The following is a 17,911-nucleotide window of genomic DNA, read 5'->3' as shown; positions in this document are numbered from 1 at the left end:
CGGAGAAGGGGAGACTGCCGTGGATTATGAAACGATATTGGTCGAAAAGCGCGACGAGGTAGGGGTCATCACGCTCAATCGTCCAAAGGCGCTAAACGCTCTCAATTCCGTGCTTCTGAAAGAGCTGCGACACATCCTGTCTTCATTTTCCGTGGACGATTCCATCGGTGCGGTCGTTATCACCGGCTCTGAGAAGGCATTTGCGGCTGGTGCCGATATCAAGGAAATGCAGGGGCTGGATTTCGTCGATGCCTATGTCGGCGATTTTCTTGGCGGCTGGGACGAGGTTGCGGCCACCCGCAAACCCGTCATCGCCGCCGTTTCCGGTTTTGCCCTCGGGGGCGGGTGCGAACTCGCCATGATGTGCGACTTCATCATAGCATCCGATACGGCAAAGTTCGGCCAGCCGGAGATCACGCTGGGTGTCATTCCAGGCATGGGCGGCTCCCAGCGGCTGACGCGTGCGGTGGGTAAGGCAAAGGCGATGGACCTCGTTCTGACTGGCCGCATGATGGATGCGGCGGAAGCCGAGCGCGCCGGTCTCGTATCGAGAATCGTACCGGCCGCGAACCTGATGGACGAGGCGGTGGAGGCCGCCACCCGCATCGCGTCGCTGTCGCGTGCCTCCGTGCTCATGGCCAAGGAAAGTGTCAATCGTTCCTTCGAAGTGCCGCTTTCGGAAGGTCTGAGATATGAAAGACGGTCCTTTCAGTCGCTTTTCGCCACGGCGGATCAGAAGGAGGGCATGGCGGCCTTCGTCGAAAAGCGCAAACCTGCTTTCCGGAATCGGTAAGGATTCGGAATATCGGCGCTTTTAAGCGTTTTGCGCGTTGACGGGCGTAAGCTTTAGCGGTATATGCCCGCCCACGGTTAAGGAAAGCCATCCGGCTTGTCCGAAATTACTCCCGCATTCTTGGGTTACGTGAGGTCTTCGAAAGACCCGATCCTCTGGTTGCGGAATTTGGTTTGAATTCGAAGAGAGGCATACATGGCCAATACAACTTCGGCGAAAAAGGCGACCCGCAAGATCGCTCGCCGTACCGCAGTCAACAAGGCTCGCCGTTCGCGCGTTCGCGGCTTCATCCGCAAGGTCGAGGAAGCAATCGCTACCGGTGATCTCGCTGTCGCTACCGAAGCTCTGAAGGCAGCTCAGCCCGAGATTCAGCGCGCCGCCACGAAGGGCGTTCTGCATGGCAACACGGCATCCCGTAAGGTGTCGCGTCTTGCACAGCGCGTGAAGGCTCTTTCCGCCTAATCCGGCTAATTACAAATAATTATTCAAAAAGCCTGGTCTTTGACCGGGCTTTTTCTGATTCTAACCGCCTGTTAATCATTCCTCCCGTAACGTGACAAATGCGTGTCAACTGAACGACAGGAAAAACTAAGCAAAAACAAATACTTGCTGGAGGTCTTCTCCAAAATGGGAAGCTTGCTCTACGGAAGTCGGGGCAAGTTTTGAGTCAAGAAGATTTTTATTTTTTTGCCAAAACAGGCTCTCAAAAAACGCCAAAATTGAATCTCATTGATTCATAAGCGATTCTGCTTTGAACCTTGACGGTGATGCAAAACGGCCATTGCGAGTCAATGGCCGATCTACGTTTTTGCAGAAAAAACGCCATTGATCTCTCCCCACGATCCTGCCTAAATGCATTCCAACAAGGGGTGCGGATCTCAGTCCACAGATTATCTCGATGTTCGTATCGACGATATTCACCTTCTTGCTGACGGGTCTTTCGAGGTCCGTTTTTTCAGGTCATGGAGCTTTTTGTACCGTTTCGGTCTCGGAACGGGCGGGAGCTTTTTGTCCTCAAAAATGCGCCTTAAGGTTGTGGCGAAAGGAGCGTTTTGAGCGTGTCGCAGGCCTCTCCATGAGGGAGAGGGAAATGGGAAACCGGCTCGCAAACGAGAATAGTCTTTGACGTTCTTTCGAGGGGAACGCTGAGGGCGGGAATAAACGAGGGGGATCTCTGGCGATCTATTTTGGTCGTCAGGCTATGATTGGCAATTTGAAAGGCGGCAATATGCAATTGAATTTGGCGATGGGTGCGGTGGCTGATGGGGACCGCGCACCAAAGGCATGTGATGCAGCTTGCTCAGAGGCGGCAGGGGACAAATCGGCAATGAAGCATGATGCGCTGTTTGAACGTTTTAGCGCGCGGCTCAAGGCACAGGTTGGTCCGGAAGTCTATGCGAGCTGGTTTGCACGGCTGAAACTCCATTCCGTTTCAAAAAGCGTCGTTCGTTTTACCGTTCCGACGACCTTTCTGAAGTCCTGGATCAATAACCGTTATATGGACCTGATCACCAGCCTCGTGCAGAGCGAGGATCCGGATGTGCTGAAGGTGGAGATTCTGGTCCGCTCGGCCAGCCGCCCGGTGCGCCCGGCCCAGGCTGAGGAACGGGCACAGCCCGCTCAGGAAATCGGGGCGGTTCAGCGCAACAAGCCTTTTGTCCCGCAACAGCCCGCGGCGGCGCCTTCTGCGCAGCCCGTGGCCGCGCAGGCAACCCTGCGTCAGGGAGGCTCCGGTCCGCTGTTCGGGTCACCGCTGGATACCCGTTTCACCTTCGAGACGTTTGTAGAAGGTTCCTCCAACCGTGTTGCGCTTGCAGCCGCAAAGACGATCGCAGAAGCCGGCGCTGGCGCCGTGCGTTTTAATCCGCTGTTCATCCATGCGGGTGTGGGCCTCGGCAAGACACATCTTCTGCAGGCCATCGCGAATGCGGCCATCGACAGCCCGCGCAATCCGCGCGTGGTTTATCTGACGGCCGAATATTTCATGTGGCGTTTCGCAACCGCGATCCGTGACAATGACGCTCTGACGCTGAAGGATACGCTGCGCAATATCGATCTGCTCGTCATCGATGACATGCAGTTTCTGCAGGGCAAGATGATCCAGCACGAATTCTGCCACCTGCTGAACATGCTGCTCGACAGCGCCAAGCAGGTCGTGGTTGCGGCTGACCGCGCTCCATGGGAACTGGAATCGCTCGATCCGCGCGTGCGCTCCCGCCTTCAGGGCGGCATGGCCATCGAGATCGAAGGGCCCGATTACGACATGCGTTATGAAATGCTCAACCGCCGCCTCGGTTCGGCCCGTCAGGAAGATCCTTCCTTTGATATTTCGGACGAAATCCTGACCCATGTCGCCAAAAGCGTTACGGCGAGCGGTCGCGAACTTGAGGGTGCGTTCAACCAGCTGATGTTCCGGCGCTCTTTCGAACCGAATCTGTCGGTCGATCGGGTCGATGAACTACTGTCGCATCTCGTCGGCACGGGCGAGGCCAAGCGCGTGCGTATTGAGGATATTCAGCGGATCGTCGCCAAGCATTACAACGTGTCGCGGCAGGAACTGGTGTCCAACCGCCGCACCCGAGTCATCGTCAAGCCACGCCAGATCGCCATGTATCTGGCGAAGATGCTGACGCCGCGGTCTTTCCCGGAGATCGGCCGCCGTTTTGGCGGACGTGACCATACCACGGTTCTGCATGCGGTGCGCAAGATCGAGGAGCTGATCTCCGGCGATACCAAGCTCGGTCATGAGGTCGAGCTGCTGAAGCGCCTGATCAACGAAAACAACGCATGAAAAAAGCGGCCTCCGGGCCGCTTTTTTATTGTCTTCTTGTTTGAGGACTAAAGCCGGATGCGCGGGTGTCAGCAGGCGAGGTCGGCGACGACGGCGTCCAGAATGAGCATGCCCGATGGGGTGCAGCGCAGCCGGGAGTTTCCGAGCCGCTCCACAAAGCCGTGCTGGAGAAGAAACTCTTCCTTTTCCGGGTCGAGGTCGCGTCCGGAAAGATCGCTCCAGCGGGCGAGATCGATGCCTTCCCGCAGGCGAAGGCCCATCAGCAGCAATTCGTCGGCCTGTTCATCGACGCCGAGCAGTTCCTGATCGATCATGCCGTGGCCTTCCCGCTCAACGGTTTCCAGCCAGGTCTCAGGGTGGCGTTCGGTCGCCGTTGCGAGCTTGGAGGAGCCGCGCGTCAGGCGCCCATGCGCGCCAGGACCGATGCCCGCGTAATCGCCATAACGCCAGTAGGTGAGGTTGTGGCGACTTTCAGCACCGGGCCGGGCATGGTTGGAAACCTCGTAGGCCGGCATGCCGTAACGCTCGGTGATTTCCTGAGTGGCTTCATAAAGCACGGCCGAATGCTCGCCATCTGGCACGATGAGTTTGCCGGCCTTGTGCAGGCCGTAGAAGGGCGTGCCCTCTTCGATTGTCAGCTGATAGAGCGACAGATGGTCAACGGCATAGGAGACGGCCTCCTTCAGCTCGGCGTCCCATTCCGCCACCGTCTGGTTCGGGCGGGCATAGATGAGGTCGAAGGACATACGCGGGAAAATCTCACGCGCCAGCCTGATGGCTTTCAGGGCGTCAGCGACATCATGCAGCCGTCCGAGGAATTTCAGGTCGCGGTCATTCAGCGCCTGCACACCGAGAGAGACGCGGTTGACGCCCGCCGCCCGGTAACCGCGAAACCGCTCTGCCTCGACGCTCGAAGGATTGGCTTCCATGGTGATCTCGATACCATCCGGCACATGCCAGAAGCGCGAGACGCCATCAAGAAGTGCTGTGACTGTCTGCGGGTCCATCAGCGATGGCGTGCCGCCGCCCATGAAGATGCTGGTGACGACGCGCGGGCCGCTCAGCGACCGCATATGTTCCATTTCACGCAGGAAGGCAGCCGTAAACCGCTCCTGATCCACCGGCCGGTGGCGGACATGGCTGTTGAAATCGCAATAGGGGCATTTGGCCGCGCAGAAGGGCCAATGCAGATAGATCCCGAAACCGGGATCGCCCGTATCCGGCAGAAGCGATGCGCCGGGGGCAGAAAGTTGATGCTCCCCGACCATCGGGTTCATGCCTCCAGGCAGGTTTCTACGAATTTTTTAAACGCACGGGCACGGTGCGACAGCGCAAAGCTGTCGCCATGTTTCCAGCCGTGTTTTTCGTCCGCGGTCATCTCACCGAATGTGGTGTCGTAACCCTCGGGTTTGAAGATCGGATCATAGCCAAATCCGCTCGTGCCGCGCGGTGGCCAGACGACAGTGCCTTCCACCTCGCCACGGAAATACTCGACGTGACCGTCGGGCCAGGCCAGGCACAGCACGCTGACAAAGCGGGCCGTGCGATCTTCCGGTTTCGATGCGCCGTGCTCGGCCAGCGCATCTTCAACTTTCCGCATCGCCATGGCGAAGTCGCGTGTGCCGTCGGCCGTCTCCGCCCAATTGGCGGTGTAGACACCGGGCGCACCGTCAAGCGCGTCGATAACCAGACCGGAATCGTCGGACAAAGCCGGAAGACCGGATGCCTTAGCAGAGGCAAGCGCCTTGATGGCGGCATTTTCTTCGAAGGTCGTACCTGTCTCGTCCGGCTCTTCGAAGTTGAGCTCAGCCGCCGACTTGGCGGAAAAGCCGAAAGGGCCGATCAGATCGGCAATTTCGGCAATCTTGCCTTTGTTGTGGCTGGCGACGACGATGGTTCTGGTATCGAGCTTGCGCATCACGCTTTCCTGTCGGCTCAGGCGATGGCCTGTTTCTGGAGGGCGACCAATTCGCTGCAGCCGGCTTTGGCCAGGCCGAGCAGCGTCAGGAATTCTTCTTCGGAGAAGGGCGCGCCTTCAGCAGTACCCTGAACCTCGACGATGCCGCCCGAGCCGGTGATGACGAAATTCGCGTCGGTCTCGGCGGAGGAATCTTCGAGATAGTCGAGATCGATAACCGGCTGGTTGGCGAATATACCGCAGGAGATCGCCGCGATATGATCCTTCAGGACTTTCTCGACCTTGATCATGTTGCGGGTTTCCATCCACTTCAAGCAATCGTGCAGCGCGATCCACGCGCCGGTAATGGAGGCGGTGCGGGTACCGCCATCGGCCTGGATGACGTCGCAATCGATGCTGATCTGGCGTTCGCCGAGCGCCTGCAGGTCAACGACGGCGCGCAGCGAGCGGCCGATGAGGCGCTGGATTTCCTGCGTACGGCCGCCCTGCTTGCCGGAAGCAGCTTCGCGCTTCATGCGTTCATGGGTGGAGCGCGGCAGCATGCCATATTCTGCGGTAACCCAGCCCTTGCCGCTGTTGCGCAGCCACGGCGGCGTCTTTTCTTCGAGGCTTGCGGTGACGAGCACATGCGTGTCGCCGAATTTCACGAGACAGGAGCCTTCGGCATGTTTCGAGAAATTGCGCTCGAAGGAAACCTTGCGCATCTGGTCGGTTTTTCTGCCTGAAGGCCGCATATGATCCACTCTCCATTTTGGTCCCTGCCTTCTAAGGCGAGGTCCTGGCTTTTGCAAAGCCAATTTCCATTTTGCCGCGGCCGCGCGACGCATTATATTGATGGCAGACAGGATATGGACGACAAAGAACGGACGAATGGGCTTTTCTGCACCGCTTTCAAAAGATCAGGCATCGCTTCTCGATGAACGGTCGCGGGAAATTTTCCGGCGCATCGTCGAAGGTTATCTCGATACCGGCGAACCGTTGGGCTCACGCAGCCTGTCGCGGCTGCTGCCGATGTCGCTTTCACCGGCCTCCGTCCGGAACGTCATGAGCGATCTGGAGGAACTGGGCCTCATCTATTCCCCTCACATCAGCGCGGGGCGCCTTCCCACCCAGACCGGGTTGCGCTTTTTCGTCGATGCCTTCATGCAGGTAGGCGATCTGCCGGCGGAGGAACGCGCAAGCATCGATCGCCAGATCGGGCCGGTCGCCGGTCACGAGCAATCGCTGGAAGGGCTGCTGACAGAAGCGAGCCGCATGTTGTCCGGGATGTCGCGCGGCGCAGGCTTGGTGCTGACGGCCAAGAACGATGTGGTGCTCAAGCATGTCGAATTCATCAGGCTCGAACCGACCAAGGCGCTCGCCGTGCTGGTGGGTGATCATAATCAGGTCGAAAATCGCATCATAGAGTTACCGACTGGCATTTCTTCGTCACAATTGACCGAGGCTGCGAATTTCATCAATGCCCATCTGTCCGGCCAGACGCTGCAGGAATTGCGTGGCCAGTTCCAGAAGCAGCAGGCGGAGCTGCAGTCCGAACTCGGCAAGCTGGCACAGGATCTCATCGAACGCGGTCTGGCTGTCTGGGCGGGCGATAGCGAGGACGGCAAGCTTGGTCGTCTCATCGTTCGCGGGCGGTCCAATCTGCTGGAGGGACTGGCCGGCGAGGAAGACATCGATCGTGTTCGCCTGCTCTTTGACGATCTGGAGCGTAAGGAAAACCTCATTGAAATCCTCAACCTCGCGGAAAGTGGGTCGGGAGTGAGGATTTTTATCGGTTCGGAAAACAAGCTCTTTTCGCTGTCGGGTTCCTCGCTCATCGTCGCGCCGTATCGTGACGAGGACAATCGTGTCGTTGGTGCGGTCGGCGTCATCGGGCCCACCAGGCTGAATTATGCCCGTATCGTGCCCATGGTGGATTACACCGCGCAGATCATGGCCCGCCTTTCCCGCAAACAGAGATAGACAAGCCGGCAAGGAACGAGAATGCGGCAAGCTTTTCGCCGCAAGCCTTGATTTTTGCCCGCCAAAGCTCGATATCGGGCGCAACCAACAATATTCAAATCTGGAGAACGTCATGACCGACGATACAAAAAAGCCCGGACCTGACGCGGACGTCGCGGAAGAGTTTGTCGATCCTGCTCAGGCAGGTGAAGAACAGGCTGAAACGGCGGAGCCTGATCCGGTCGAAGTGCTCAAGGCGGAAAATGCCGACCTGCGCGACAAGTTCCTGCGCCTTGCCGCGGAAATGGACAATCTTCGTCGTCGCACAGAACGCGACGTAAAAGATGCCAAGACCTATTCCATGGCCGCTTTTGCCCGCGACATGCTGGCGGTTTCAGACAATCTTCGCCGCGCTCTCGAGGCCATTCCCGCTGAGCTCAAGACCAATGGCGAAGCCGGTCTGAATGGCTTGATTGAAGGTGTCGAAATGACCGAGCGCTCGATGCTGTCGACGCTGGAACGCCATGGCGTGAAGAAGATCGATGCCGAAGGCCAGAAGTTCGACCCGAATTTCCATCAGGCCATGTTTGAAATTCCCAACACGACGGTTCCCAACAATACCGTATTGCAGGTAATTCAGGCCGGTTTCACCATTGGCGACCGCGTTCTGCGCCCCGCCATGGTCGGTGTCTCCAAGGGCGGCCCGAAGGCGGAAACCGCTGCCTCGGCTGAACCGGGCACTGCGTCGGTCAATGAAAAAGACGCTTGAGGCCATCTGTGCCGATTTAACGAAAAACGCGCCTTCAGGGCGCGTTTTTTATTGCCATTAACTGGGAAAGGAAGGCCTGCCGTCAGGCAGCCGTTGCCTGTTCCTGATTAAGGAAGGCGTAGATCGCCGTATCGGAATCTGTAGCACGCAGCTTGGCCACCAGTTCAGGGTCGCGCAGGGCACGCGCAATGCGTGAAAGTGCCTTCAGATGGTCGGCGCCGGCACCTTCTGGCGCCAGCAGCAGGAAAACCAGATCAACAGGCTGATCGTCCAGCGCTTCGAAATCGACCGGCGTTTCAAGACGTGCGAAAACACCGGTGATCTGCTGGATGCTGTTGAGCTTGCCATGGGGAATGGCAATGCCGTGGCCCACACCGGTGGAGCCGAGCTTTTCACGCTGGAGGATGACGTCGAACACTTCCCGTTCCGAGACTCCGGTAATTCTGGCTGCCTTTGCGGCCAGCTCCTGAAGCAGCTGCTTTTTGGAATTCACCTTGAGGGCGGGAATAATCGCATCTTGTTGCAGCAAATCTGCCAACGCCATTCTCTTTTTCCTTCATGCCATCGAGACGAGGCGGAAGGCAGATGCACTTTCGCGTTCTGCCTTCCACGTCTTGTCAGACTGTTCAGCTCTTGATCGTTTCCGCGTCGATCCAGCCAATATTGCCATCGTGACGCCGGTAGACGATGTTGAGATATTCCTTGCCCGGGCTGCGGAACAGCAGAACCGGTTCGTCGGTCATGTCGAGCGCCATCACGGCACTGGCAACAGACATGGTCTTAATCTGTTTCGAACTCTCGGCCACAATGGTGGGTGCGTAATCTTCGGGGACCTCGTGGTCCTCATCGGGAATAGCATCCATCACCGTATAGGCGATTTCCTGCGACACGCCGTTCGCACCATTGTGATGGTCCTTGAGCTTGCGCTTGTAGCGACGCAGGCGCTTTTCGATCCGCTCGGCGGCGGCATCGAAGCTCGCTTGCGGATCATTCGCCTGACCCGCCGCATGCAATACAACGCCCGTATCGAGATGCAGCTTGCAATCGGCCGCAAAACGCGATCCGGACTTCTCTACGGTCACTTGGCCTGAATACCCCCCATCGAAGTATTTGGTAACCGCCAGACCTATATTGTCCTCAATCCGCTGACGGAAAGATTCACCGATCTCCATATGTTTACCAGATACACGCACACTCATGGAAATTTTCCTTTTTGTAGTGATTTGCGAGTACCAGCTTACGTCAAGCCGCGCGCGCATCCAAGCGTTTCGAAGACCTTAAAAAGCCCTCATTCGAATTTTACGCCCATGGACGGTGGAGATGAATCCGTTACAAATGACCTTGCTTACGTGTGCGGCGGGCTTCTAGCCCTTGCCGCGACAAGAGTCAATGGTGCGGCAAAAAACCGCCATAAACGTGATCGGGTTCATCGCTCAGAAGGCGGACAACCTGGCAAGAGCCTTCTTTTCCCGGCGTCTCTGCACGGAGGAGGGGATGTTCATCGCCTCCCGATATTTGGCGACGGTGCGGCGGGCGAGATCGATACCGTTCTTCTTTAGATTGTCTACGATATCGTCGTCGGAAAGCACCGCATCAGCTGCTTCCTGCGCAATCATGGCCTTGATGCGGTGACGGACTGCTTCCGCTGAATGGCTGTCACCGCCTTCCACAGCGCTGATTGATACGCTGAAGAAATATTTCAGCTCGAACAGCCCGCGTGGCGTCAGCATGTATTTCTTTGATGTCACGCGGCTGACGGTGGATTCGTGCATCTTGATGGCGTCCGCAACCGTCTTCAGGTTCAGCGGCCGCAGGTGATCCACGCCACTGAGGAGAAAGGCATCCTGCTGACGCACGATCTCCGTCGCAACCTTCATGATCGTCCGGGCGCGCTGGTCGAGGCTGCGGGTCAGCCAATGGGCGGTCTGCATGCATTCAGCCAGAAAGTCCTGGTCCTCTCCCGCGCGAGCCTTGTGTTTCGAGACTTCGGCGAAATAGCTCTGGTTGATGAGCACGCGTGGCAGGGTCTCGGGATTGATTTCCACCAGCCAGCCGCCGGAAGAGGAGGGACGAACGATGATATCGGGAACGATGGTCTCCGAAACCGCTGAATCGTAGCCTGCACCGGGGCGTGGATTGAGCGTGCGGATTTCCGCCAGCATGTCGAGCAGATCTTCTTCATCGACCCCGCAGAGTTTCTTTAAGGAGGCGAAATCCCGTTTCGCCAGAAGCTCGAGATTGTCGATGAAAGCCCGCATGGCCGGGTCGAGCCGGTCCTTCTGCGCGAGCTGGATCGCCAGACACTCGCTCAGTGAACGTGAAAATACGCCCGGAGGATCGAAGCCCTGGAGTGTCTTCAGAACCCGCTCGACAGTCGAAGGAGCCGCTCCCAGCCGCTCGGCGACCTCGTTGACAGCGTCTGCGGCGATATAGCCGGTCTCATCGAGTTGGCCGATAAGCACATCGGCGATCATCCTGTCTTCGGGGGAAGAGATGGAGAGCGGCAATTGCTGACTGAGATGGTCGCCCAGGCTCTGTTTTGCAGCGACGAAGTCATCGAGATCGTAACTTTCGCCGGATTCCTGGCCCGGCATCGATTTCCACTGGCTCGCCAGTTCGGGCGCATCGGCCTTTCTCGGCTCGCCATCGTCGGGAAAGACGTTTTCGAAGCTCGTGTCGAGTTGCTCGCCAAGATTGGCGGCGCGATCCCCGTACCAGTCTTCACTATCCGCGGTCACGCTGGGGGATTTTCCCGCGCCGTCACCATCGCTGTCGCCGAAATTGTCGGCTTCCGCCGGCATGTCATTGCTCAAATCGCCATCGTTTGCCGCAATTTCCAGCAGCGGATTACGTTCCACCTCCTGCGCGATAAACTGCGTCAACTCGAAATGCGTCATCTGAAGCAGCTGGATGGACTGCATCAGTTGCGGTGTCATCACGAGAGACTGGTTTTGACGCAGCAAAAGGCTGGCAGACAATGCCATGGCGAACGCGAAACTCCCTTTACAGCTTCTCCGTCGCCAGATTTTCCAGAAATTTTACCGAGACGACAGAACTTGGCCCAAAAATTGCTTTTTTATTTTGTTTGGTCAAGCGTCAGGGCAGGGCGCGATGAAGAATCTTTCGCGCCCTACAGCTTAAAGGCTGAAATTATTACCGAGATAGAGGCGACGCACATCCGGATTGTTGACGATATCGTCGGGACGTCCATGCGTCAGCACCTCGCCTGCATGGATGATGTAAGCGCGGTCGATGAGGCCAAGCGTTTCGCGGACATTATGATCAGTGACGAGAACGCCGATGCCGCGCGCTGTCAGATGCCTTACCAGATTCTGGATGTCGCTGACCGAAATCGGATCGACGCCCGCGAAAGGCTCGTCGAGCAGCATGAAGGTCGGATCTGTCGCAAGCGCGCGTGCGATTTCCAGACGGCGGCGCTCGCCACCCGAAAGCGCCACGGCGGGCGACTTGCGCAGCTGCGCGATATGGAATTCTTCCAGCAGCTCATCGAGCTTGCGGTTGCGCTTGGCTGCGTCCGGCTCGTGCACTTCCAGCACGGCGCGGATGTTCTCCTCCACGGTCAACCCGCGGAAGATCGAGGCTTCCTGCGGCAGATAACCGACGCCGAGACGCGCGCGCCGATACATCGGCATGGTGGTCACATCATTGCCGTTGATGGCGATCTTGCCGGTATCGACCGGAACCAGGCCCGTGATCATATAAAAACAGGTGGTTTTGCCGGCGCCGTTCGGCCCGAGCAGGCCCACAGCCTCGCCGCGACGAACGACCAGCGAAACACCGTTGACCACGCGACGCGTATTATAGGTCTTGGTCAAACCATGCGCGATCAGCGTGCCCTGATAGGGGGTCTTGTCCGCCGGTGAGGCGGCGTCCGCGGATCGGTGGCGCCCGCCGCCGAATATTTTTGAGATCGAGGGTATCTTCACGAGGAAAGACTACTGTTTCTTCTGCGATTTCGGATCGAGCATGATCCGGACAGGACCGCCGCAGCTTTCGAGCTTGGCCTGTCCCGTATTCATCAGAACAGTGAGCTTGCAGCCGGTGAAGACATTGGTGCCTTCGGACAGCACGACCTGCTTGCCCGTCAGAATGAAGGTCTGCGCCGCCATGTCGAATTCGCCGTGATCGGCCGTCGCCTTCTGGGTCTCGGACGTCAGATAGACATTATTGTCCACGAAGATTTTTTCGATGTTGGCGTCGCCACTGGTGAGCGAGGAACCCTCGCCCTTGTAATTCACCGTCATCTTGCCGGCCTGCAGGGTGGTCGTTCCCTGCACAACCTTCACGTTGCCGGTAAAATATGCCTTGCGCTCCTGATCGCGAATCTCGAGCTGGTCACTTTCAATCGCAATCGGCTGATCGCCGGAAAGCTTGACACCCTGCATGTTGCTGGTGGTGTTCTGGGCGAAAGCCACAGTTGCAAGACACGAAAAAACAAGACCTGCGGCTGTTAAGCCTGCGGATTTGCCAAGGAAAACGGGACGGGAAATTTGCATCATCTGGACCGGGCTCTCACTTGCCTTCATTTTTGATATTGGATGCAGCGATACGTGCCCGTACCTGCCCCGAAAATGTAATTGTCTTGCCATTATCGGCGATGTCAATCGATTGCGCAACAATCGAGCCGTCGTTTGTTTTGATTGAAACCGGCTGCTGGCTGCTCATTTTCCCGGCCTTCAGATCGACTTCCGCAGACTGGAATTTCGCTTGTATGCCATTGCTGAGATTGATGTCAAAAGGGGCGGTCATCTTTAGTTTGTTCGTGGCGCGGTCGAAAATGCCTTCCTGGGCGATCACCTGCGCGACACTGTCGTTTACCGGAACCGCCGCCAGAACCTTTTCGAGCGTCATCAGATTGGGGTTGGCGATGTCCTGCAACGCGCGGTCGGCGTTCATGGAGTAATCGATTCCCTTCTCATTGCGGCCCGCAACGGCAGGTTTTTCCATCACGATCTTGCCGTCTTCTATCCTCGCGCTTTCGAGGGAGACCTCTTCAGGTGCCCAGGTTCGGATAACCGAGACAGCGATGAAGGCAAGCGAAACGATTGCCGCCCCGAGCGGCAGAATGATTTTCAGCCGTTTCACACGCGCTGAATGCCGGAGCGCACGCCCGTAAGCGCCGTTCTGGTCATTGGGCAGCGGAAATGCTGGCGCGGGTTCGCGGAGTCTTTCGAGCATAAGAGCGGGTCCGGAATGCTTCTCGGCGCCTTTCAGGCGCACAATTGAAGCTTGTGTCTCTATCTAAATGTCTTTGGCACGAGTGCTTTGTCCTGCCAATATGGTTTTTGTCTGGAAAGGTGCAAGGGAAATGCGAATTTTATCGTAATTCTGGTTTCCTTATTGTTTCCTTGCGGCTTCGCGTTAGAAGAACCATATGGCCTGAAGCGCAAGAGCGGATGACAGAGGTTTTTATGGACAATATGGCGATAGCGGATCGCAGGCGGTTGCGCCGCAAGCTGACTTTCTGGCGGATTGCCGCCGTTCTTCTGCTCGTTGCCGGTTTCTTCGGCCTCTACCGTTTTTTCTGGGATGGACCGCAGCAGAGTGCGAAGCCCCATATTGCCCGCGTCGAGGTCTCTGGCCTGATCACCGACAATACCGAACTTCTCGAGCGGCTCGACAGGATCGCCAAGAGCGACAATGTCAAAGGGCTGATCGTGTCGATTTCTTCGCCAGGCGGCACCACCTATGGCGGTGAGCGCATCTTTAAGGCCATTCGAGGGGTCGCAGAAAAGAAGCCGGTCGTTTCGGATGTGCGCACGCTCGCTGCCTCCGCAGGTTACATGATCGCATCGGCGGGCGATGTCATCGTTGCTGGCGAAACCTCGATCACCGGTTCGATCGGCGTGATCTTCCAATATCCCCAACTTGGCCAGTTGATGGACAAGCTCGGCGTCTCGTTGCAGGAAATCAAGTCGTCGCCGATGAAGGCGGAGCCTTCACCGTTCCACGAGGCGCCGGAAGAAGCAAAGACGATGATCCGCGCCATGGTGATGGACAGCTATGGCTGGTTTGTGGACCTTGTGGCAGATCGCCGCAAACTGCCACGCGAGGATGTGCTGAAACTGGCTGATGGATCGATCTATACCGGCCGTCAGGCTCTTGCCAACAGGCTGGTCGACACGCTCGGCGGCGAAAAGGAAATTCGCACCTATTTCGAAACCCGCGGTGTGGCAAAGGATTTGCCGATTGTCGAATGGCGTGCGCCGTCCTCCAATTCGCCTTTCGCGCTTTTCAGTGTTGCGCAAATAGCGAAGTTTCTGGGATATGACGATTTAATTCCCTTCGCAGGGCCTGGCCAGCTCGGTACGGACAAGTTGTTTCTTGACGGTCTTGTTTCCGTTTGGCAGGTTGAGCCGCGTTAAAAATCCAATTCTTTCAGGGGGCAACCGTGATCAAATCTGAACTGGTGCAGATCGTTGCTGCGCGTAACCCGCACCTTTATCACCGTGACGTGGAAAACATCGTCAATGCGGTGCTGGATGAAATCACCGACGCTCTGGCGGCAGGAAATCGTGTTGAGCTCCGCGGTTTTGGCGCGTTTTCGGTGAAAAACCGTCCGTCGCGCTCGGGCCGGAACCCGCGCACGGGTGAATCGGTTTTCGTCGAGGAAAAATGGGTGCCCTTCTTCAAGACGGGTAAGGAACTGCGTGAACGCCTGAACCCCGGAATGGGTGACGAAGAGGACGATTGATCGTTCTTGACGCCGGCGACTGAAACGGAGCCGGCCTTCCTCGCGGCGATGGAGTATTTTCGGATGTCAAAAAAAATCATCAACCTCATCATCCTGCTTCCGCTGGCGATCATCCTCGTCATCCTGTGTGTCGCCAATCGTCAGTCCGTGACGTTGGCGCTCAACCCCTTCCGACCGGAAGACGGCGTTCTGTCCTTCACCGCGCCATTTTTCGTTTTCCTGTTTCTGGCGGTCATTTTTGGTGTACTGCTGGGGTCTGCGGCCACCTGGTTCGCTCAGGGCAAACATCGCAAACGCGCCCGTATCGAGGCGAAGGAAGCCGTTCGCTGGCACGACGAGGCCAACCGTCAAAAGGCTGCCGCGGCCGGCCAGCTTCCACAGGCGGGACAACTCCCGGCAAAGTGATGGCGCCAGTATTGGTCCCGGCTCTAGTCGAGCGGCCTACGGAATGTTATTTGCTGGCGCGATAAGACGCGGGCAAAAGCGGAAAGATTTCCATTGAAGAAAAAAGACAGCCGGCCGGGCAATCGCGCGCGAGCCGGAAACGAGAAAAAACAGGCTCATGCCGTAAAGCCGGCGCGCCGCGCGGATCCCGCGCCGAAAAAGCGCGAGCCGGATGCGGTGCGCGGCGTGCAGAAGGCCGCACCGAAGGAGAAAACCGTTGTAGCCGCCGCCATCGAACAGGTTCCTGCGCGCGCACTGATGCAGCGCACCGGCGCACTGCCTGCGGAACAGGTTCCCGTCATTCTGGAATCGAGCGGCGCCGGTGATTTTCACCTCATCGATAGCGGCAACGGCCTGAAGCTCGAGCAATATGGCGATTATCGCATCGTCCGTCCCGAGGCGCAGGCGCTCTGGAGGCCGTCGATCCCCGACCGCGTATGGCAGAATGCCGATGCCGTCTTTACCGGCGATACGGACGAGGACGGCATGGGCCGCTGGCGGTTTCCCAAGGAAGCGCTCGGAGAAACCTGGCCCCTGTCGCTCTTGGGCGTCGATTTTCTCGGTCGCTTCACGGCTTTCCGGCATGTTGGCGTCTTTCCCGAGCAGATCGTTCATTGGGAGTGGCTGAAACATTCCATCGAGACGGCTGACCGGCCGCTGAAGGTGCTTAATCTGTTCGGTTATACAGGCGTCGCCTCGCTGGTTGCGGCGGCTGCGGGCGCTGAAGTCACCCACGTCGATGCCTCCAAGAAGGCGATCGGCTGGGCCAAGGAAAATCAGGCCCTTGCCCGGCTCGAGCACGCGCCGATCCGCTGGATCTGCGAAGACGCCATGAAGTTCATCCAGCGTGAGGAACGCCGCGGCAACAGCTACGATATCATCCTCACCGACCCGCCGAAGTTCGGCCGCGGGACCCACGGCGAGGTCTGGCAATTGTTCGACCATCTGCCTCTGATGCTGGACATCTGCCGTGAAATCCTGTCGCCCAAGGCGCTCGGCCTGGTGCTGACAGCCTATTCGATCAGGGCGAGCTTCTATTCAATGCATGAGCTGATGCGTGAAACCATGCGCGGCGCCGGTGGCGTCGTCACGTCCGGCGAACTTGTCATCCGTGAAGCCGGGCTGGACGGCAAGACGCCGGGCCGCGTGCTTTCCACATCGCTGTTCAGCCGCTGGGAGCCGAAATGAAGGATATGCGCGAAAATACAACGCGCCGGGTTGGTCAGGTCAAGGAAGTGACCAGCCTCGCCAATCCCATCATCAAGGACATTAAGGCGCTCACCCAGAAAAAGGGCAGGGAGGAGACCGGCACTTTCATGGCGGAAGGCCTGAAGCTGGTCATCGATGCCCTCGAACTCGGCTGGACGATAAAGACGCTGGTTTACGCCAAGGCCGCCAAGGGCAAGCCGCTGGTGGAGCAGGCGGCGGTGAAGACGGTCGCATCCGGCGGGCTGGTGCTCGAAGTCAGCGAAAAGGTCATCGCCTCGATCACCCGCCGCGACAATCCGCAAATGGTCGTCGGCATTTTCGAGCAGAAATGGAAGCCGTTGAAGGATATCCGGCCGGAAAAGGGCGAGACCTATATCGCACTCGACCGGGTTCGTGATCCCGGCAATCTCGGCACCATCATCCGCACAGCGGACGCGGCTGGTGCCTCGGGGGTCATTCTGGTCGGGGATTGCACGGACCCATTTTCGCTGGAAACGGTACGCGCCACCATGGGTTCGGTCTTCGCCACGCCCGTTGCGCGCGCCTCGGTCGAGGAATTCCTGTCCTGGAAAAAATCGGCACATGTCAGCGTCGTCGCCACCCATCTTGCCGGTTCTGTGGATTATCGAAAGATCGATTATGCCGGCAAGCCGGTCGTGATCCTGATGGGCAATGAACAATCCGGCCTTCCGCCGGAGCTTGCCGGCAAGGCCGACCAGCTGGCGCGCATTCCCCAGCAGGGTCGCGCAGACAGCCTTAATCTCGCCATCGCAACCGCCGTCATGCTGTTCGAAGCACGGCGACATCTCCTCGAACTCGCACCGGTGACGTAATGGCCAAGGCGGCATTGTTCTCGAAATTCGGCCCGGCCTTTGCCCTGATCGTCGCCGCGCTGGTGCTGGATCAAATCGTCAAGCAGCTGGTCGAAGCCTATCTGCCGCTGCAGGAGATGGTGCCTGTCGCGCCGTTTCTGGCGCTTTACCGCACCTACAATCTTGGTGTCGCCTTTTCCATGCTCGAAGACATGCACGGGTGGTTCATCGTCAGCATGCGGCTCGTCATCGTTGTCTTCGTTCTGTGGCTATGGCGCAAGACGGCTGCCGATCGCACCTTCGCCCATCTCGGTTTTGCCTTCATCATCGCCGGAGCAGCGGGTAATCTTCTAGACCGCTTCTTTTACGGGCACGTCATCGACTATATCCTGTTCCACACACAGACATGGTCCTTCGCTGTTTTCAACCTTGCTGACAGTTTCATAACCATCGGTGCAGGCTGCGTCATTCTCGACGAGTTTTTGCACGCCCGGGCGGCTAAAAAGTAAAATTTTACCG

Annotated in this window: 20 protein-coding genes; 11 read left to right on the top strand and 9 right to left on the bottom strand. The window is 57.8% G+C overall.

All coding sequences use genetic code 11. From position 1 onward, the window contains the following. Positions 1 to 19 precede the first annotated feature (19 nt). From FHW77_RS10380 to dnaA, 3 genes are all read left to right on the top strand, one after another. A complete protein-coding gene (locus tag FHW77_RS10380) occupies positions 20 to 793 on the top strand; it encodes an enoyl-CoA hydratase (RefSeq protein WP_004439522.1) in 774 nt (257 codons plus the stop codon). A 195-nt stretch (positions 794 to 988) separates the two neighbouring features. After that, positions 989 to 1,255 (top strand): 30S ribosomal protein S20, encoded by a 267-nt coding sequence (rpsT, locus tag FHW77_RS10375; RefSeq protein ID WP_004439523.1) that lies wholly within the window; start codon positions 989 to 991, stop codon positions 1,253 to 1,255. An 865-nt stretch (positions 1,256 to 2,120) separates the two neighbouring features. Beyond that, positions 2,121 to 3,584, top strand: coding sequence for a chromosomal replication initiator protein DnaA (gene dnaA / locus FHW77_RS10370; protein ID WP_234899146.1), 1,464 nt, complete (start codon positions 2,121 to 2,123; stop codon positions 3,582 to 3,584). A gap of 68 nt (positions 3,585 to 3,652) precedes the next feature. Here the strand turns inward: dnaA and hemW are convergent, their stop codons facing one another. From hemW to rph, 3 genes are read right to left on the bottom strand one after another with little or no spacing between them, the layout of a single operon-like run. Next, entirely contained in the window at positions 3,653 to 4,852 is a 1,200-nt protein-coding gene (hemW, locus tag FHW77_RS10365) for a radical SAM family heme chaperone HemW (protein ID WP_004439528.1), read from the bottom strand. Positions 4,853 to 4,857: 5 nt separating this feature from the next. Beyond that, complete coding sequence (rdgB, locus tag FHW77_RS10360) at positions 4,858 to 5,502, bottom strand: RdgB/HAM1 family non-canonical purine NTP pyrophosphatase (RefSeq protein ID WP_004439530.1); 645 nt, start codon at positions 5,500 to 5,502, stop codon at positions 4,858 to 4,860. Between the two features lie 17 nt (positions 5,503 to 5,519). Then, positions 5,520 to 6,236, bottom strand: coding sequence for a ribonuclease PH (rph, locus tag FHW77_RS10355; protein WP_003503798.1), 717 nt, complete (start codon positions 6,234 to 6,236; stop codon positions 5,520 to 5,522). Positions 6,237 to 6,372: 136 nt separating this feature from the next. On the opposite strand from rph, the gene hrcA reads away from it, so the two are divergent. Both hrcA and grpE read left to right on the top strand, forming a co-directional pair. After that, positions 6,373 to 7,464, top strand: coding sequence for a heat-inducible transcriptional repressor HrcA (gene hrcA, locus FHW77_RS10350; RefSeq protein ID WP_004439533.1), 1,092 nt, complete (start codon positions 6,373 to 6,375; stop codon positions 7,462 to 7,464). Between the two features lie 112 nt (positions 7,465 to 7,576). Then, positions 7,577 to 8,212 (top strand): nucleotide exchange factor GrpE, encoded by a 636-nt coding sequence (gene grpE / locus FHW77_RS10345; protein WP_004439535.1) that lies wholly within the window; start codon positions 7,577 to 7,579, stop codon positions 8,210 to 8,212. An 82-nt stretch (positions 8,213 to 8,294) separates the two neighbouring features. On the opposite strand, the gene ptsN is transcribed toward grpE, so the two are convergent. From ptsN to lptC, 6 genes are all read right to left on the bottom strand, one after another. Beyond that, positions 8,295 to 8,756 (bottom strand): PTS IIA-like nitrogen regulatory protein PtsN, encoded by a 462-nt coding sequence (gene ptsN, locus FHW77_RS10340; protein ID WP_004439537.1) that lies wholly within the window; start codon positions 8,754 to 8,756, stop codon positions 8,295 to 8,297. Between the two features lie 82 nt (positions 8,757 to 8,838). Next, complete coding sequence (hpf, locus tag FHW77_RS10335) at positions 8,839 to 9,411, bottom strand: ribosome hibernation-promoting factor, HPF/YfiA family (protein WP_003520085.1); 573 nt, start codon at positions 9,409 to 9,411, stop codon at positions 8,839 to 8,841. 234 nt (positions 9,412 to 9,645) lie between these two features. Beyond that, entirely contained in the window at positions 9,646 to 11,196 is a 1,551-nt protein-coding gene (gene rpoN / locus FHW77_RS10330) for an RNA polymerase factor sigma-54 (protein ID WP_004439539.1), read from the bottom strand. A 153-nt stretch (positions 11,197 to 11,349) separates the two neighbouring features. Then, positions 11,350 to 12,159 carry an LPS export ABC transporter ATP-binding protein gene (gene lptB, locus FHW77_RS10325; RefSeq protein ID WP_004439542.1) on the bottom strand — a complete coding sequence of 270 codons (810 nt, stop codon included), beginning with the start codon at positions 12,157 to 12,159 and terminating at the stop codon, positions 11,350 to 11,352. Positions 12,160 to 12,168: 9 nt separating this feature from the next. Further along, a complete protein-coding gene (locus tag FHW77_RS10320; protein ID WP_004439544.1) occupies positions 12,169 to 12,732 on the bottom strand; it encodes an LptA/OstA family protein in 564 nt (187 codons plus the stop codon). Positions 12,733 to 12,745: 13 nt separating this feature from the next. Then, positions 12,746 to 13,411 carry an LPS export ABC transporter periplasmic protein LptC gene (gene lptC / locus FHW77_RS10315; RefSeq protein ID WP_006698894.1) on the bottom strand — a complete coding sequence of 222 codons (666 nt, stop codon included), beginning with the start codon at positions 13,409 to 13,411 and terminating at the stop codon, positions 12,746 to 12,748. 233 nt (positions 13,412 to 13,644) lie between these two features. On the opposite strand from lptC, the gene sppA reads away from it, so the two are divergent. The 6 genes from sppA to lspA all read left to right on the top strand — a co-directional run bounded on the left by sppA (position 13,645) and on the right by lspA (position 17,901). After that, on the top strand, positions 13,645 to 14,598 hold the full coding sequence (gene sppA / locus FHW77_RS10310) for a signal peptide peptidase SppA (RefSeq protein ID WP_044459981.1): 954 nt from the start codon (positions 13,645 to 13,647) through the stop codon (positions 14,596 to 14,598). A 2-nt stretch (positions 14,599 to 14,600) separates the two neighbouring features. After that, positions 14,601 to 14,927 carry an integration host factor subunit beta gene (locus FHW77_RS10305; RefSeq protein WP_219256707.1) on the top strand — a complete coding sequence of 109 codons (327 nt, stop codon included), beginning with the start codon at positions 14,601 to 14,603 and terminating at the stop codon, positions 14,925 to 14,927. Between the two features lie 63 nt (positions 14,928 to 14,990). After that, the gene (locus tag FHW77_RS10300) at positions 14,991 to 15,332 is read left to right on the top strand and encodes a LapA family protein (RefSeq protein ID WP_004439562.1); all 342 of its coding nucleotides are present in this window, start codon (positions 14,991 to 14,993) and stop codon (positions 15,330 to 15,332) included. 93 nt (positions 15,333 to 15,425) lie between these two features. Then, complete coding sequence (locus tag FHW77_RS10295; protein WP_044459969.1) at positions 15,426 to 16,559, top strand: RsmD family RNA methyltransferase; 1,134 nt, start codon at positions 15,426 to 15,428, stop codon at positions 16,557 to 16,559. Further along, positions 16,556 to 17,413, top strand: coding sequence for a TrmH family RNA methyltransferase (locus FHW77_RS10290; protein ID WP_004439569.1), 858 nt, complete (start codon positions 16,556 to 16,558; stop codon positions 17,411 to 17,413). The genes FHW77_RS10295 and FHW77_RS10290 overlap by 4 nt, the downstream gene beginning before the upstream one ends. Continuing rightward, positions 17,413 to 17,901: a signal peptidase II gene (gene lspA / locus FHW77_RS10285; RefSeq protein ID WP_004439571.1), complete on the top strand. Its 489-nt coding sequence runs from the start codon at positions 17,413 to 17,415 to the stop codon at positions 17,899 to 17,901. Before FHW77_RS10290 ends, lspA begins: the two co-directional genes overlap by 1 nt. Positions 17,902 to 17,911 lie beyond the last annotated feature (10 nt).

This window comes from Agrobacterium sp. RC10-4-1, assembly GCF_014138475.1.
GTDB classification, from domain to species: domain Bacteria; phylum Pseudomonadota; class Alphaproteobacteria; order Rhizobiales; family Rhizobiaceae; genus Agrobacterium; species Agrobacterium pusense.
Note: the sequence above shows the minus strand (reverse complement) of the source record. Positions and strands in the feature narration are given on the sequence as shown.

What these genes read in the sequence shown, in the direction of transcription:
- lspA (WP_004439571.1), top strand. Translation starts at nt 17,413, where the DNA reads ATGGCCAAGGCGGCATTGTTCTCGAAATTCGGCCCGGCCTTTGCCCTG.
- FHW77_RS10290 (WP_004439569.1), top strand. Translation starts at nt 16,556, where the DNA reads ATGAAGGATATGCGCGAAAATACAACGCGCCGGGTTGGTCAGGTCAAG.
- rph (WP_003503798.1), bottom strand. Translation starts at nt 6,236, where the DNA reads ATGCGGCCTTCAGGCAGAAAAACCGACCAGATGCGCAAGGTTTCCTTC.
- hrcA (WP_004439533.1), top strand. Translation starts at nt 6,373, where the DNA reads ATGGGCTTTTCTGCACCGCTTTCAAAAGATCAGGCATCGCTTCTCGAT.
- rpoN (WP_004439539.1), bottom strand. Translation starts at nt 11,196, where the DNA reads ATGGCATTGTCTGCCAGCCTTTTGCTGCGTCAAAACCAGTCTCTCGTG.
- rpsT (WP_004439523.1), top strand. Translation starts at nt 989, where the DNA reads ATGGCCAATACAACTTCGGCGAAAAAGGCGACCCGCAAGATCGCTCGC.
- hemW (WP_004439528.1), bottom strand. Translation starts at nt 4,852, where the DNA reads ATGGTCGGGGAGCATCAACTTTCTGCCCCCGGCGCATCGCTTCTGCCG.
- FHW77_RS10320 (WP_004439544.1), bottom strand. Translation starts at nt 12,732, where the DNA reads ATGATGCAAATTTCCCGTCCCGTTTTCCTTGGCAAATCCGCAGGCTTA.
- lptC (WP_006698894.1), bottom strand. Translation starts at nt 13,411, where the DNA reads ATGCTCGAAAGACTCCGCGAACCCGCGCCAGCATTTCCGCTGCCCAAT.
- hpf (WP_003520085.1), bottom strand. Translation starts at nt 9,411, where the DNA reads ATGAGTGTGCGTGTATCTGGTAAACATATGGAGATCGGTGAATCTTTC.
- ptsN (WP_004439537.1), bottom strand. Translation starts at nt 8,756, where the DNA reads ATGGCGTTGGCAGATTTGCTGCAACAAGATGCGATTATTCCCGCCCTC.
- FHW77_RS10300 (WP_004439562.1), top strand. Translation starts at nt 14,991, where the DNA reads ATGTCAAAAAAAATCATCAACCTCATCATCCTGCTTCCGCTGGCGATC.
- dnaA (WP_234899146.1), top strand. Translation starts at nt 2,121, where the DNA reads ATGAAGCATGATGCGCTGTTTGAACGTTTTAGCGCGCGGCTCAAGGCA.
- sppA (WP_044459981.1), top strand. Translation starts at nt 13,645, where the DNA reads ATGGACAATATGGCGATAGCGGATCGCAGGCGGTTGCGCCGCAAGCTG.
- rdgB (WP_004439530.1), bottom strand. Translation starts at nt 5,502, where the DNA reads ATGCGCAAGCTCGATACCAGAACCATCGTCGTCGCCAGCCACAACAAA.
- grpE (WP_004439535.1), top strand. Translation starts at nt 7,577, where the DNA reads ATGACCGACGATACAAAAAAGCCCGGACCTGACGCGGACGTCGCGGAA.